This is a genomic window from Actinophytocola xanthii (assembly GCF_001921205.1).
In the GTDB taxonomy this organism is placed as follows: domain Bacteria; phylum Actinomycetota; class Actinomycetes; order Mycobacteriales; family Pseudonocardiaceae; genus Actinophytocola; species Actinophytocola xanthii.
Window position 1 is genome coordinate 1 of sequence record NZ_MSIE01000018.1, and the last position, 13,296, is coordinate 13,296.

A 13,296-nucleotide genomic window follows, 5' to 3' on the forward strand; every position below is an offset into this window, starting at 1 on the left:
TCGCCCGATTCGGTCCGCCCGAGCAGGTCCGACTTCCCATCGCCGGTCACGTCGCCGAGCAGGACCGCTGTCATGCCGCCCCAGCCGTGGCTGACCTTGGTGTGCGACCGCCAGGTGGCTTCGCCGTTCACGGAGCCGGAGTGCGGGTAGAGCAGCAGATCGCCCGAGGCCGTCCGGCCGACCAGGTCCGGTCGTCCGTCGCCGGTGACGTCGCCGGGCATCATCGCGGTCATGCCGCCCCAGCCGTGGCTGACCTTGGTGTTCGACCGCCAGGTGGCTTCGCCGTTGACCGTGCCGGAGTGCGGGTAGAGCAGCAGATCGCCCGAGGCCGTCCGGCCGACCAGGTCCGGTCGTCCGTCGCCGGTGACGTCGTCGGAGGAGCCGCCCCCGCCGCCGCAGTTCCTGCTCACCACGTTGCGCCACTCGCCGCCGGCGCCGGGGCCGTACGCCACGCCGTTGAACCGGGCCGTCACCCGCTCGGCACCCGCGAAGCCCCAGCTGGCGCTGCCGTCACCGTTGCTGTCGTAGCCCTGCTCGTAGTGCAGGTGGGGAACGCCGTTGGAGGTGGGCCCGGTGTGCCCGACCCGACCGATCCCCTGACCCTGCGACACCCGGGTGCCGACCCCCACCGAACGGGACTGCAGGTGGATGTAGGTCGTGAAGTGACCGCCACCGTGGTTGATCTGGATCACGTTGCCGGCGTTGCTGTGGTAGAAGGACTGGTTCACCGTGCCCGCCGCGGGCGCGATCAGGGGCTGGCCTTCGGTGTTCGACTGCGGCTCGTGCACCATGTCCAGCGCGGGGGCGTGGCCGCTGTCCCAGGTGTTCAGACGCCACTTGTCGTTGCACTGGAAAGGCAGTTGGAAGTTCGGTGCGGCGGACGCCGTACCAGGGGCGACGATGGCGATCCCGGCGGCTAAGCCCACGGCCGCGACGGCGCTGCCCACCACCCTCGCGAGCCGAATATTGCGGAACATGGCACTCCTTGCAAGAAGTTAACCGAACCTGGTTTCTCTAGGTAAGAATCGAACGAGCACAGAGTGGTCTTCGCCGCTGACGGCTCGTTGAACCGGCGCTGACGGCAACGGGTGCGCACCGCTGTTCGGAGATGAGGACGTGATGCGGTTTCAGGTACTCGGCCCGCTCAGAGTCGCGACCGGCTCCGGCTGGACAGCTGTCCGGGCGCGACAGCAACGCCTCGTCCTCGCGATCCTGCTGACCGAGTCCGGCAAGGTCGTCAGCACCGATCGGCTGACGACCGAGCTGTGGGGAGATCGTCCGCCATCCTCCGCGCTGAACACCGTGCAGGCCTACGTGCTGCGGCTGCGGCGGCTGCTCGGCGACGCCGGCAGTGCGCTGCTGGTGACGGCGGGCAGCGGCTACCAGCTGGTGGCCCCCGACGACGAGGTCGACTCCCGCGTGTTCACCCAGCTCGTCCACGATGGACAGCAGAGCCTGGCCGCGGGGCGACTGTCCACAGCGGTCGACCAGCTGGCCAGGGCGGAAGCCTTGTGGCGTGGCCCCGCGCTGAGCGAGACGGCGGACACCCCAGCCCTGGCTGCGGAGGCCGCCCAACTAGAACGGCTGCGTCTGGTCGCCGTCGAGACCAGGATGTCGGTCGAGCTCGGGCTCGGTCGGCACGCCGACGTGGTCGGCGAGCTCGCCCGCTTGGTGACCGCCCATCCGCTGGTCGAGGGCCTGCGCGGCCAGCTGATGCTGGCCCTGGCCAGGTGCGGGCGCCGGTCTGAGGCGCTGACGGCGTACCAGCAGGGGCGCATGGTGCTCGACGACGAGCTGGGCATCCCGCCGATGCACGAGCTCGCCGAGCTGCACCGGGCGATCCTGGCCGGTGAGCCGGTACTCGCCAGCCCCTTCGAGCGGTGCACGACCTCGGTGGCGGCTTCGCCGCCCGACACCGCTCCGGCGCCCAACCAACTTCCGCCGGACATCGGGGACTTCGTCGGCCGCGAGGACGAGGTGGGTGCGGTCGTCGATGCCCTGACCGGCGGTTTGTCCACCACCGCCACGCCGGTGCTGGCGGTGACCGGGCAGGGCGGGGTCGGCAAGACGACGCTCGCCGTGCACGTTGCCCACCGGCTGCGGGAGTCCTTTCCAGACGGTCAGCTCCACGCCGACCTGCGCGGCACAGAGCCGGAACCGGCCGACCCGGCACGCGTACTCGCCCAGTTCCTGGTCGCGTTGGGCATGGACGGTCAGGCGCTGCCGACCGGTGTGGAGGAACGGGCGATCGCCCTGCGCATGCTGCTGGCCGACCGCCGGGTGCTGCTCGTGCTCGACAACGCGGCCGGCGAGCAGCAGGTTCGCCCACTCCTACCCGGCAGCGCCACCTGCGCGGTGCTGGTAACAAGCCGCACGACGCTCACCGGGTTGAGCGCTCGGCAGGTTCCCCTCCTTCCCCTCGACCACGCGGCGGCGGTTCGGCTGCTCGCGACGATCCTCGGAGAGGAACGGGTGGCGGCCCAGCCGGCCGACGCCGCGGCGATCGTGGCCAGGTGCGACTACCTGCCGCTCGCCGTGCGCATCGTGGGCGCGCGGTTGGCGGCCCGGCCGGCCTGGCCGTTGGCCCGCATGGCGGCCCGGCTCGACGACGAGGCGCAGCGGCTGGGCGAGCTGGCCACCGGCGACCTCGCCGTCCGGGACAGCATCGAGGCGAGCTACCGGAAGCTCGACCCGGACAGCCAGCGGGCCCTGCGCATGCTCGCGCTGTTGGAACTGACGGCCTGGCCGACCTGGCTCCTCGCCGCGTTGCTCGATCTCCCGCCGGCCAGGACGGACACCCTGCTCGAGCGGCTCGTCGACACCCAGCTGCTGGTCGGCACGGCCACTGAGACCGGACATTTCCACTACCGCCTGCACGGCCTGGTCGGTCTCTACGCACGCGAACGGGCCGAGCACGAGGAGACCGAGCAGGAGCGGGTCGCCGCGCTGACCAGGGCTCTGGACACCCTGCTCGCCGTCGCCGGGGTCGCCGACCGGGCGCTGGCGGAGCACATCGTCTGGCCGGGTGAGGCGCCCAGCTGGCACCCGGACGAGAACCTGGCCGCCGAGGTGGTCCGCGACCCACTGACCTGGTTCGACACCGAGCGCGGCACCCTGGTCGCGGCCGTCCGCCAGGCCGTGCGGTCCGGGCTCACCACCCACGCCTGGAAGATCGCGGTCCAGGTCGTCGACTACTACGCCCACCGCGGCCACTACGACGACTGGCTGCTCACCCACCAGCTCGCGTCGCGGGCGTGCGTCGAGGCCGGAGACCGCCTCGGTGCGGCCGTCATCACGCGCAACCTCGGGTACCTGCAGGCCGTCGGCGCGCGGACCCCGCCGCTCGACCTGGAGGCCGCCGAGGCGACCCTTCGCGAGCTCGGCCACCGGCGCGGCGTGGTGGACGTGTGCGGCCTGCGTGCGCTGGTCAGCCTGCGCCGCGGCGACCTGGCCGAGGCCAACGCCCTCGCCCAGGTCGCGGCGCGGATGGCGGAGGGCCTCGGCTACGAGTTCGCCCAGGCCCGTCCGTGGCACCTGCGCGCCCTGACCAGCCGCCACCAGGGCCGATACGACGAGGCCACCGGCTGTGCCGAACGCGGCCTCGAGCTCGCCGAACGCACCGGCAACATGTACGACCGGGTGCTCGCTCTCGTTGAGCTCGCCCGTGCGTGCACGAGCCGGGCCTCGGCCGCGCCAGTACTGAGCAGGCTCGACGACGCGGTCGACCGGTACTGCCGGCGGCGCGAGCCGCTGCTCGGGACCTCCCTGATGCTGGCCCGCGCGGAGCTGGCGGTGCGCCTGGGCCTGGCCGTGAACCGCCGGACGATCGAGCGCTGCATGGCCGTGTTCGACCAGCACGGTGTTCTCTGGGGACAGGCCACGTGCCTGAGGCTGCTGGGAACCCTCGAGACCCGGGCCGGGCGGGCGGCCGCCGGCATCGAGCTCCTCACGAGGGCGGTCGAGCTCGCGGAGCGACCGGGCCTCGATCTCGAGCTGGCGCAGGCCCTCACCGCACTTGGTACTGCCCACCAGGCCGACGGCGACACGGCGCGCGCGGTGCACGCCTTTCACCAGGCCCTCGCTCGCTACGACCACCTGGGCAACGAGATCGAGGGCCTGGCCGTGTTGGCCCTGATCCCCGAGGACAGACCCGCTCCGCAGCGGTGAGGCGAGCTCCGGACGCCTACCCGTCGTTGCTCGCGAACGAGACGACATAGGCACCGGTCGCGCTGTCCACCTCGGCCTCGCCGGTCGAGACCCCCCGGCTCTCCCCGGTCGGCAGCTCGATCCGCGTCGCCTCGCGCGCGCGTTCCCGCTCCTCCTGACCGACGACGATGGTCCCCTCCCACAGACGCTTGCTGGTGCGGATCGTCGCCTGGCCCTCGATCGTCGTCTCGTCGCGCATGACCAGCGTCGCCTGGCCCTGGTAGCTACCCATTCGGCGATTCCACCACGGCCGTTGCGACCTCACACCGTGAGCACGACCTTGCCCCTGGCGTGCTCGTCCTCCAGGTACCGGATCGCGGCGGCCGCGTCGGCCAGGGGGAAGGTCCGGTCGACGACCGGGGTGACCGTGCCGGCGGCCAGCAGGTCACGCAGGACCTCGAGGTCGGCCAGGTTGCCCTTGGCCAGCATCGGGGTCAGGGTCTGGCTGCCGAACAGCGACCGCACGGCCAACGTCAGCGGCCCGGTGAGCGGGCTCACCCACATGCCTTTGATCGGTCCGCCCACCGAGACCAGCACGCCTTTGCGCGTGAGCACCCGCTTGATCTCCGAGGGGGTCCGGCTGCCCGCTATGTCGATCACGGCGTCGTACCGGGGCTCGCCGGCGGTGAAGTTCTCCGCCGTGTAGTCGACGACGTGGTCGGCGCCGATCGAGCGGACCAGCTCCACGTTCCTGGTGCTGCACACACCGGTCACTTCGGCGCCGAGCGCCTTGGCGACCTGGACCGTGAAGGTCCCGACGCCCCCCGACGCCCCGTTGACCAGGACGTGCTGGCCGGCCCGCACCCCTGCCTTCTTCCGCAGCGCCTGCAGGGCGGTGAACGCGGCGATTCCGACCGCACCGGCCTGTTCGAAGGTCAGCCGCTCCGGCTTGGGCAGCAACACCCCGTCGGCCCGGAGGGCGACGTACTCGGCCCACGTGCCGGTTCCGTAGCCGAACACCTCGTCGCCCGCCCGGTAGGTCGTCACGTTCCGGCCCACCGCCTCGACGACCCCGGCCAGGTCCGCGCCCAGCCTGCCCGTCCTCGGCCGGGGCAGGCCCATCACCGCCCGGACCAGGTACGGCTCACCGCGCATGAGGTGTGCTTCCAGGGGGTTGACCGAGGTTGTCCGTACCCGCACCAGGACGTCGTCGTCGCCCACCGGCGGCGGATCGAGGTCCACGAGCTCGAGGACATCGGGTGGACCGTACCGGCGGTAGTGGATCGCCTTCATCGTGCTCCCCAGGAGATGGCGTGGTCCCCGACCGACGTCGGCGATCATCGCAGAGACGCCGTACGCGAACCATGCTCACAGTTGTCCTGAGCTGCCTGTCTCCGCGCGGAGGCGGCCGAGGAGCTGGCGAAACGCCTGACGGCTGAAATGTGACCTGCATCACTCCGCGTGGTCGTGATCGCGTTGAACGTCGTCCCGTTATCCGCCGTATATAGAGGCGTCGACCGGCGACCAGCTCTGGAAGGAGCAGTGACATGAGGACTCGGGTGGTGGGACTGGTGACGGTGACCGCCATGGCCGTGGCCGCGCTCAGCGCCTGCAACCTGCGTGAGGGCACCAGCAGTGAGTACGGGGCGGTGCCCGGCTCGTCGGTCGACCACCCGACGCACGACATCGTCGGCCAGAACTCCACGAACTAAATCGTCGAATTGAGAAACAGAATGCGTCGCGCGGTTATTCGCTCGGTTGCGGCCGGGGTTCTCGCGATCCTCCTGTCGGCCTTCCCCGCGGCTTGGTTGGCGTTCGCGCAACCAGCCCAGACCAACTCGAAGGAGCTTGACGCGCGGGACCGGGAGTTCCTCTTCACGATCAAGTTCGCCAACCTCTGGGAAATCCCGATGGGCGACCTCGCGGCAGAGCGCGGCAACTCGGAGAAGGTCAGGGAGGTCGGCCGGACCCTGTCCACCGACCACAAGCAGCTCGAGGTGCAGATCGCGGAGATCGCGGAGGAGTTCGGGGTCGACCTCCCGGACGCCCCGGGCTCCAAGCAGCAGCAGTGGATGGACGAGATCTCCGCGGCGTCCGGCGACGACTTCGACCGGGTGTTCGCCAACCGGCTGCGTGCCGCGCACGGTTCCGTCTTCGGGCTCGTCGCCGAAGTCCGGGCCGGCACGCGCAACGACACCATCCGCGACTTCGCCCAGGCGGCCAACGACATCGTGATGAAGCACATGACGATCCTCGAGGGGACCGGTCACGTGATGTCCAACGGCCTGTTCGGGGAGGCCTCGGCGCGCTCGCTGGACAACCCCGAGAACCAGCTGGGCGGCAGCGACCTCGCTCTCGCCGGAATCCTCGGCGTCTTCGCCGTCGGGGCGACCCTCGGCCTGGTGCGGACGTTCAGCGCGCACGGAGCCGAGAGATGACCCTCGAGCTCGCCCTGCCCGGCCACGACGTCGGGGTGCGCGAAGTCGCCGCCCTCTCCGCCCGGGCCGCCTACGTCCTGATGTGCCTGACCCTCTGCTGGGGCATCTTCACCGCGACCGGCTGGATCAAGCGACTGACCGGGTACCAGGCCATCCGCTCCGGGCACATGATCCTGGCCTCGTTCACGCTGGCCGCCGGAACCACGCACGCGATCGTCTTCCTCCTGCTGCGCGAGCAGGGACTGGACCTGACCGGCATCGCGGTGCCGTTCAGCGGGCTGTTCCGGCACACCCTCGGCATCCTCGGCCTCGAGCTCATGATGGCGATCGCGATCGCCGTCGGGCTGAAGCGGTTCGTCAACTACCGCCGCTGGCTGCGGTTCCACCAGCTCGCGTACATCGCGGTGGCGATGCTCGTGCTGCACTCCTGGTTCGGCGCGATCGCCAACGGTCACCTGTCCACTCTCTGGCTGGGCGGGTTCACCGTGCTGGTCCCGGCGGTCACGTTGACCGTGCTGCGGTGCGTGCCGCCGCGGGTGCTGATCCGCGCCGGTCTGCTCGGAGCCGCCCCGGTCGCCGCCTCTCCCGTGCAGGAGCCCTCGGGAGTCAGCGGAGGCGCCCGGCAGGTGCGGGTGGCGGTCGACAACCAGCGGTGCAAGCGGTACGGCATCTGCCAGATGGAATCACCAGAACTGTTCACGCTTCTGGAGGACGGACGGTTGCGCTACGTCCGCGATCCGGATGACGACAGCCGGGCCGGCGCGCAGGCGGCAGCCCGAGCCTGTCCTATGCGGGCAATCCAGTTGCAGGAGGTAGGGAGCAAATGAGCCGGCTCGAACGAGTTGTCGTGGTGGGCGCCGGACTGGCAGGCCTGCGCGCGGCGGAGCGGCTCCGAGAACTCGGGTTCAACGGTGAGCTCATGATCGTGGGATCCGAGGCGACCCCGCCCTATCACCGGCCGGCGCTGTCCAAGCAGCTGCTGACCGGGGCGATGAAGCCCGCGGACCTGATGTTGCCCGCGTACCGGGAGATCGGTGCGAAGTGGCGGCTCAGCACCCCGGCGGCGTACCTCGTGCCGCAGAAGCGCGTCGTGCGCCTCCCCGGCGGCGAGGACGTCCAGTACGACGGGCTGGTGATCGCGACCGGCATGGAGGCCAGGCGCATCGCCGGCGTGCCGTACCACGACCCGCGCGTGCTCGGCCTGCGGACGATGCAGGACGCGCTCGCGATCGAGCGGGCCGTGTCCGCCGGCCGCGGCCCGATCGCGATCATCGGTGGTGGCTTCACCGGGTGCGAGATCGCCTGCAGCCTGCGTCACCTCAACCGGGAGGTGACGATCATCGGCCGCGGCCCCAACCTGCTTGGGAACGTGCTCGGCCCGCAGCTGGGCAACTGGATGACCGAGATGCACCGCAACCACCACGTCGACCTGGCGATGGAGACGTCGGTGCGGCACTGGGTGCCCCGGCCCGACGGCATCGAGTTGCACCTGAGCGATGGCACGTACATGCTCGCCTCGTGCGCGATCGTCGCCGCCGGTACGGTCCCGGCGACGTCCTGGCTGCGGGGATCCGGGTTGCCGCTGGACGACGGCGTGGTCTGCGAGCCGACCTGCCACGTGGTGGGTGCCGAGGACGTGGTGGCCGCCGGTGACGTCGCGCAGTGGCCGAACCTCCGGTTCGACGACAAGCCGCGGCGCATCGAGCACTGGCTGAACGCGGTGGAGATGGGTCGGGCCGCTGCCGAGAGCCTGCTGGCCGGCCGCGCCGCCGCCCGCCCGTTCACGCCGATGCCGAGGTTCTGGACCGAGCAGTTCGGCGTGCGCATCCAGGCCGCCGGCGTGCCGAAGATGGGTACGGAGACCATCTCGCTCGGTACGCCCGCGGAGGGCAACGGCACGGTCGTCGGGTACGTGAAGGAAGGCCGCCTGATGGGCGTGATCGGCCTCGACAGCCCGGGCGCCGTGCTGACCTGGACCGAGACCGTGATGCGGCACAACCCCGCCCCCGGCGAGCGGCCCGTCCCGGTCGACCCGCGCCCGATTCCGGCCGAGGCGATGGCCGCCCGTCAGCCCAACCGCGCCAGGGCGACCGGTCGCCACTCGCTGCCCACGCAGCGCGACCTGCACAAGGTGGACAGGCCGGCCCAGCGGGCCAACCCCGTCCGCTCCCCGCAGTTCGCCCCGGCCTACTGAGGGATGGACCCGGCGGGTGGGCGCGCCCCCGCCCGCCGGGGACCCTCCTCATCGTCCCAAGTGGACTGGTCCGCCGTTCGTTCCATGCGGACCTGGCAACAGGGGTAACGGATCCCCGTTGTGGTGAGTTATGGTGCGCCGGCCTCCAATCGAGCCGAAGGAGAGACCGCGATGGACTCCCGCCTGGGCCGGCGTGCGTTTCTGACTGGTGCTGCCGCCGTGGGGGTGGTCGCGTTCGACCCCGCCGGGACCGGCTGGGTCACCGCCGCCGAGGCCGCGCCGGACGCGGTCCGGCTCCCGGAGCTGGACGGGGAGCTGGTCGTCGACGAGGCGTCGCTCGCCGAGGCCGCGGACGACTACGGGCACATCGTGCACCGGCGGCCGGTCGCCGTACTGCGGCCGGGTTCAGTTCGGGACATCGTGCTGGTCGTCCGGTACGCCAACCGGCACGGGCTGCGGGTGGCCATGCGCGGGCAGGGCCACTCGACGTTCGGCCAGGCCCAGGTCCGCGGCGGCGTGGTGATCGACTCGCGGACGCTGGCCACGGTGCACCGGGTGGAGGCCGACCACGCGGTCGTGGACGCCGGCGTGCAGTGGCTCGAGCTGGTGCGGGCGTCGCTGCAGAAGGGGCTCACACCCCCGGTGAACACCGACTACCTCGGTCTCTCGGTGGGCGGCACGCTGTCGATCGGCGGGATCGGCGGCGCCTCCTCGCACTTCGGCCTGCAGGTGGACAACGTGCTGGCCCTCGAGGTGGTGACCGGTGAGGGCCGACTTCTCCGGTGTTCGCCCACGGAGCGGCCCGACCTGTTCGATGCCGTCCTGGGCGGCCTCGGCCAGTTCGCGATCATCGTCCGCGCGACCGTACGGCTGGTGCCGGCGGAGACCACCGCGCGCGTCTACAACCTCTTCTACCCCGACCTCGAGTCGATGACCGCCGCCCAGCGCCGGGCGCTGGCCGACCGCCGGTTCAGCTACCTCGAGGGCCAGCTGCTCCCCGCCGAGGGCGGCGGCTGGCAGTTCATGCTCGAGGGCGTCGAGTACTACACCCCACCCGCGGCGCCCGACGACGCCGCACTGCTGGCCGGCCTGGACCCGGCGTCGACCCAGGTGTCCGAGGTCCCGTACTTCGAGTGGCTGAACCGGGTGTACGCGCTGGTCGAGCAGCTCAAGCCGTTACGGCTGCCGGGCCCGTGGATCAACGTGTTCCTACCCGACGGGGCGGTGGATGCCTACGTCACCGAAGTCCTGGCCGACCTGACCCCAGCCGACACCGGCGGTGTCGTCCTGCTGTACCCGGTGCCACGTGACCTGGCCACGCGGCCGTTCGTCTCCCTCCCCGACAGCGAGGTGGTGTTCCTGCTGGCCATCCTGCGCACCGTGCCCACGCAGGACGAGGCCGAGGTGCGCCGGCTCCTGGCGGTCAACCGGACTCTGTACGACCGCGCCCGGGCTGTGGGAGGCACCCACTACCCGGTAGGCGCCATCCCCCTCACCCCAGCGGACTGGCGCGCCCACTACGGGCCGGACTACGGGCGGTTCGCCCGGGCCAAGCGAACCTACGATCCGCGGCACGTTCTGGCCCCCGGCCAGCGCATCTTCGACCACCGGTGAGCCAAGTCCGGCCATACCGGACACGCTCCCCAGGACCTCGGTAGCATGACGCCCAAGTACGGGCCGTTAGCTCAATTGGTAGAGCTGCGGACTTTTAATCCGTAGGTTCTGGGTTCGAGCCCCAGGCGGCCCACTCTTCTGCCTGGTCAACGAGGCTGTTCAGCCGGGAACCTTGATCGACTCCCACCGAAACTCACCTCTTTCCCAGAGTGGCGTCCAGCGCGTTCGCGCCGTCGCGGCTGGCCGCCTGCCGTCCCATGTACACGTCCTGGGTCATCGACGGGTGTGCGTGGCCCAGGATGTCCGCGATCTGGCGTGCCGTCAGCCCCGCGTCGTCGAGCAGGGTCGCCACGGTCTTGCGGAAGGTCCGGAAGGTCACCCACTCGAACCCCGCACGCTGCTTGAACGGGTTCCACGCCCGGTTACGGACGTTGGTCGCTTCGCGGATCGTGCCGGTCGTGCTCGGGAAGATCGGACCGGACGTCGGCCGCCCGAGCAGCTCGTGCCGGTCGACGAGCATCGTCACGCACCAGCGCGGGAGCGGGATCGGCCGCTCCGCGTTGTCCGTCTTCCCGCGGTTGACGATCCTGCCCTTCCCCGTCGCCCGAATCACATTGCCGGCCATCGTGAGTTCCCCGGCATCAGGGTCGAAGTCGCGCCAGTCGGCGGCGAGCGCTTCGCCGGTCCGCTCACCGGTGGCCAGGAAGAACCGCACGAGGTCGGGCAGGTCGGCGGCCACCGCCTTGTCGTCGGTGTCGAGCTTGCCGAACAGCTCCAGCACCTCGGACGTGGTCAGCGCTCGCGGCCGTTGTGGCCGGTTCCTGGCTTTCTTGGACTCGATGCGGCCGATGTCCCGGGCCGGGTTGGTCTCGAACGCGCCGACCCGGACGCCGAACATGCACACGTTCCCGATGACCGACTTCACGATCTTGGCCGAACTGGCGCTCATCCTGTCGCGCGTCTTCTGGCACACCTGGTCGAGCACAACGGGAGAGGTCGCGATCTCCCGAGCCCGCAGTTCGCCGATCTCCGGCAGGACGATCAGCGTCAGCCGGTTCCGGTACGTGTCGACGGAGCCCCACGAGTTGAACCCGCGGCCGGCGTCTCGCTCGAACTCCGCGAGCCACCCGAGAGCGACATCTCGGAACCGGCTGTCCGGTCCGAACGTGCCTGCTTGTGCGGGCGTCACCCAGTCCCGAATGGCTTCCTTGAGCCGGTTCACGGCTGCCGTCTCGGAGCCGGCGTCCCGCTGAACCTGGTAGACCTTCCCGTCGTAGTGGCGGTACTTGCACCGCGCACGGAACCGCCCCGGTGTCACCTCGTTCACCTTGATCTTCCCGTAGGTGCCGAGCGGCATCGGCGGCCGAGGCATCAGGCGACCTCCGCGGGAAGCCTCTCGAACCACTCGATCACGTCGGCCGGGCGGAAGCGGACGTACTTGCCGACCCGGCGTCCGGGCGGGCCGTAGCCCTTGGTGCGCCACTGGTAGAGGGTCTGCTCGGGGATTCCCAGGTACTCCGCGACGTCTTTGATGCCCCAGAGCTTGTTGGTGGTCATGCTGCTGGTTCCTGTTCTGCTCTGTGCCTTGTGAGGCGCGATTGCCGGGTGCGATCGGCGATGGCTGCGGCGAGTTCGCGTTCGGCGTCGTCGGCGTAGCCGGTACCGGTGAACTCCCAGTCGTTGATCACGGTGATGTCGTCGAAGTCCTCGGCGGGAATGCCCAGGGCGGTCAGGCGCTCGGCGAGCTGGTGCGCTTGTCGATCACCCCGGAGGGCCTTGAAGGTGGTCGAGTAAGCGCGGGACTTGGTGAGGAAGTGGCCGCGGAAGCCGAGCATGTGCGCCCAGCGCCGCAGGTTCAGGTCCTCGTACCGGTCGAGCCCACCGAGGTTCCACGCGGTTTGGATCATGCGCCGGTGGTGGTCGGAGACGCGCAGGTGGTCGATGTCCAGTTGGGAGCGGATGGGGCGGTCGGCGGCTTCGGTCTTGCCGGTTCCTTTGGTGGCGTACTTGGCGATGTAGCCGGCGAGGCGTTTCTCGCTGATCTGCCCGTCGTCGTCCTCGACGTCGTGTTCGCGGGTGATGGGGCGGATGTCGACTTGTGCGCCCCACGCGAGCTGGAGAACACCGCCGTCGGGTCGGACGGTCTTGACCTCGGCGGCGGCTGCCGCCGCTCGGATGGAGGTTTCCAGGAGGTCGGTGGTGGCCCAGGCCGGCGGAGTGTCGGCCGCGCCCTCGGGGCCGTCGAGGCGGACCACGGCATGGAAGTGGACGAGGCCGCGTCGCTGGTACTCGGCCACCTTGCCGTAGGAGAGGCGGGCGACCTGGGCGAACTCGCGGACGCGGATGCCGGCGCGTTTGGCGATCTCGCGTCGGAGGCGCGTGACGAATCGGTGCCACAGGACGCCGGTGTGGGCTTGCCAGAGCACCGCGCCGGGGTAGTCGTAGTGGTCAGGGTCCAGCGGTGTGCCGATGCGCGGGTCGTGCTCGTGGTGACGGTCGCCGCAGGGGCAGCGCAGCGGGCGGCCGGCAGAGCTGAACGCTCGGTTGTGGACCTGTCCGAAAGAGGGCGGGGTGAGGGTGACGAACGCGCGTGGGCGGTCGGTGACCGATTCGGGGACGCCTTTGGAGCCACCGGAAAGGCCAGCGCGAACGAGGTGGAAGGCGTCGGCGGCGTAGCGGTCGGAGCAGGTCGGGCAGATCGCGCTGCGGCGGTTGCCGCAGGGCACCCAGGCCGTTCCCGCGTGCTCGTCGACCAGGGCGCCGGTGGGGGTGTGCACGAGGCGGGAGGAGCCGAGGAGCCGGATCGGTTTCGCGCATCCGCCGATCGCTTCGACCCGTGTGCGCCAGTCCTGGTAGTCGGCGGCGCGGAGCCGGGCGGCGATTCGATCGTCTGTTGTGAACAGA

12 protein-coding genes and 1 tRNA gene are annotated in these 13,296 nt (G+C 70.7%); 7 read left to right on the forward strand and 6 right to left on the reverse strand.

Annotated elements, in window-relative coordinates; genetic code table 11:
- On the reverse strand, window positions 1-977 hold a 977-nt coding region (locus BU204_RS11725), incomplete at its 3' end, for a VCBS repeat domain-containing M23 family metallopeptidase (RefSeq protein ID WP_143229460.1).
- 142 nt (window positions 978-1,119) lie between these two features.
- Between BU204_RS11725 and BU204_RS11730 the strand changes: the two genes are divergently transcribed.
- The gene (locus BU204_RS11730; protein ID WP_075125659.1) at window positions 1,120-4,167 is read left to right on the forward strand and encodes an AfsR/SARP family transcriptional regulator; all 3,048 of its coding nucleotides are present in this window, start codon (window positions 1,120-1,122) and stop codon (window positions 4,165-4,167) included.
- A 16-nt stretch (window positions 4,168-4,183) separates the two neighbouring features.
- On the opposite strand, the gene BU204_RS11735 is transcribed toward BU204_RS11730, so the two are convergent.
- Window positions 4,184-4,438, reverse strand: coding sequence for a hypothetical protein (locus BU204_RS11735; RefSeq protein ID WP_075125660.1), 255 nt, complete (start codon window positions 4,436-4,438; stop codon window positions 4,184-4,186).
- Window positions 4,439-4,467: 29 nt separating this feature from the next.
- A complete protein-coding gene (locus tag BU204_RS11740; protein ID WP_075125661.1) occupies window positions 4,468-5,439 on the reverse strand; it encodes an NAD(P)-dependent alcohol dehydrogenase in 972 nt (323 codons plus the stop codon).
- A gap of 254 nt (window positions 5,440-5,693) precedes the next feature.
- Between BU204_RS11740 and BU204_RS40020 the strand changes: the two genes are divergently transcribed.
- From BU204_RS40020 to BU204_RS11765, 6 genes are all read left to right on the forward strand, one after another.
- Window positions 5,694-5,858: a hypothetical protein gene (locus tag BU204_RS40020; protein WP_158073446.1), complete on the forward strand. Its 165-nt coding sequence runs from the start codon at window positions 5,694-5,696 to the stop codon at window positions 5,856-5,858.
- 21 nt (window positions 5,859-5,879) lie between these two features.
- A complete protein-coding gene (locus BU204_RS11745) occupies window positions 5,880-6,584 on the forward strand; it encodes a DUF4142 domain-containing protein (RefSeq protein WP_075125662.1) in 705 nt (234 codons plus the stop codon).
- The gene (locus BU204_RS11750) at window positions 6,581-7,411 is read left to right on the forward strand and encodes a ferredoxin (protein WP_075125663.1); all 831 of its coding nucleotides are present in this window, start codon (window positions 6,581-6,583) and stop codon (window positions 7,409-7,411) included. The genes BU204_RS11745 and BU204_RS11750 overlap by 4 nt, the downstream gene beginning before the upstream one ends.
- Window positions 7,408-8,778: an NAD(P)/FAD-dependent oxidoreductase gene (locus BU204_RS11755; RefSeq protein ID WP_075125664.1), complete on the forward strand. Its 1,371-nt coding sequence runs from the start codon at window positions 7,408-7,410 to the stop codon at window positions 8,776-8,778. Before BU204_RS11750 ends, BU204_RS11755 begins: the two co-directional genes overlap by 4 nt.
- A gap of 171 nt (window positions 8,779-8,949) precedes the next feature.
- A complete protein-coding gene (locus BU204_RS11760) occupies window positions 8,950-10,392 on the forward strand; it encodes an FAD-binding protein (protein ID WP_075125665.1) in 1,443 nt (480 codons plus the stop codon).
- 60 nt (window positions 10,393-10,452) lie between these two features.
- Window positions 10,453-10,525 (forward strand) — tRNA-Lys (locus tag BU204_RS11765).
- A gap of 60 nt (window positions 10,526-10,585) precedes the next feature.
- Here the strand turns inward: BU204_RS11765 and BU204_RS11770 are convergent.
- From BU204_RS11770 to BU204_RS11780, 3 genes are read right to left on the reverse strand one after another with little or no spacing between them, the layout of a single operon-like run.
- Window positions 10,586-11,764, reverse strand: coding sequence for a tyrosine-type recombinase/integrase (locus tag BU204_RS11770; RefSeq protein ID WP_075125666.1), 1,179 nt, complete (start codon window positions 11,762-11,764; stop codon window positions 10,586-10,588).
- Window positions 11,764-11,949, reverse strand: coding sequence for a helix-turn-helix transcriptional regulator (locus BU204_RS11775; RefSeq protein ID WP_075125667.1), 186 nt, complete (start codon window positions 11,947-11,949; stop codon window positions 11,764-11,766). Before BU204_RS11775 ends, BU204_RS11770 begins: the two co-directional genes overlap by 1 nt.
- Entirely contained in the window at window positions 11,946-13,295 is a 1,350-nt protein-coding gene (locus tag BU204_RS11780; RefSeq protein WP_075125668.1) for a replication initiator, read from the reverse strand. Before BU204_RS11780 ends, BU204_RS11775 begins: the two co-directional genes overlap by 4 nt.
- Window position 13,296: the final 1 nt, after the last annotated feature.

Coding starts and splice junctions, on each gene's coding strand:
- BU204_RS11755 (WP_075125664.1), top strand. CDS start 7,408: ATGAGCCGGCTCGAACGAGTTGTCGTGGTGGGCGCCGGACTGGCAGGC.
- BU204_RS11760 (WP_075125665.1), top strand. CDS start 8,950: ATGGACTCCCGCCTGGGCCGGCGTGCGTTTCTGACTGGTGCTGCCGCC.
- BU204_RS11775 (WP_075125667.1), bottom strand. CDS start 11,949: ATGACCACCAACAAGCTCTGGGGCATCAAAGACGTCGCGGAGTACCTG.
- BU204_RS11730 (WP_075125659.1), top strand. CDS start 1,120: ATGCGGTTTCAGGTACTCGGCCCGCTCAGAGTCGCGACCGGCTCCGGC.
- BU204_RS40020 (WP_158073446.1), top strand. CDS start 5,694: ATGAGGACTCGGGTGGTGGGACTGGTGACGGTGACCGCCATGGCCGTG.
- BU204_RS11750 (WP_075125663.1), top strand. CDS start 6,581: ATGACCCTCGAGCTCGCCCTGCCCGGCCACGACGTCGGGGTGCGCGAA.
- BU204_RS11735 (WP_075125660.1), bottom strand. CDS start 4,438: ATGGGTAGCTACCAGGGCCAGGCGACGCTGGTCATGCGCGACGAGACG.
- BU204_RS11770 (WP_075125666.1), bottom strand. CDS start 11,764: ATGCCTCGGCCGCCGATGCCGCTCGGCACCTACGGGAAGATCAAGGTG.
- BU204_RS11745 (WP_075125662.1), top strand. CDS start 5,880: ATGCGTCGCGCGGTTATTCGCTCGGTTGCGGCCGGGGTTCTCGCGATC.
- BU204_RS11740 (WP_075125661.1), bottom strand. CDS start 5,439: ATGAAGGCGATCCACTACCGCCGGTACGGTCCACCCGATGTCCTCGAG.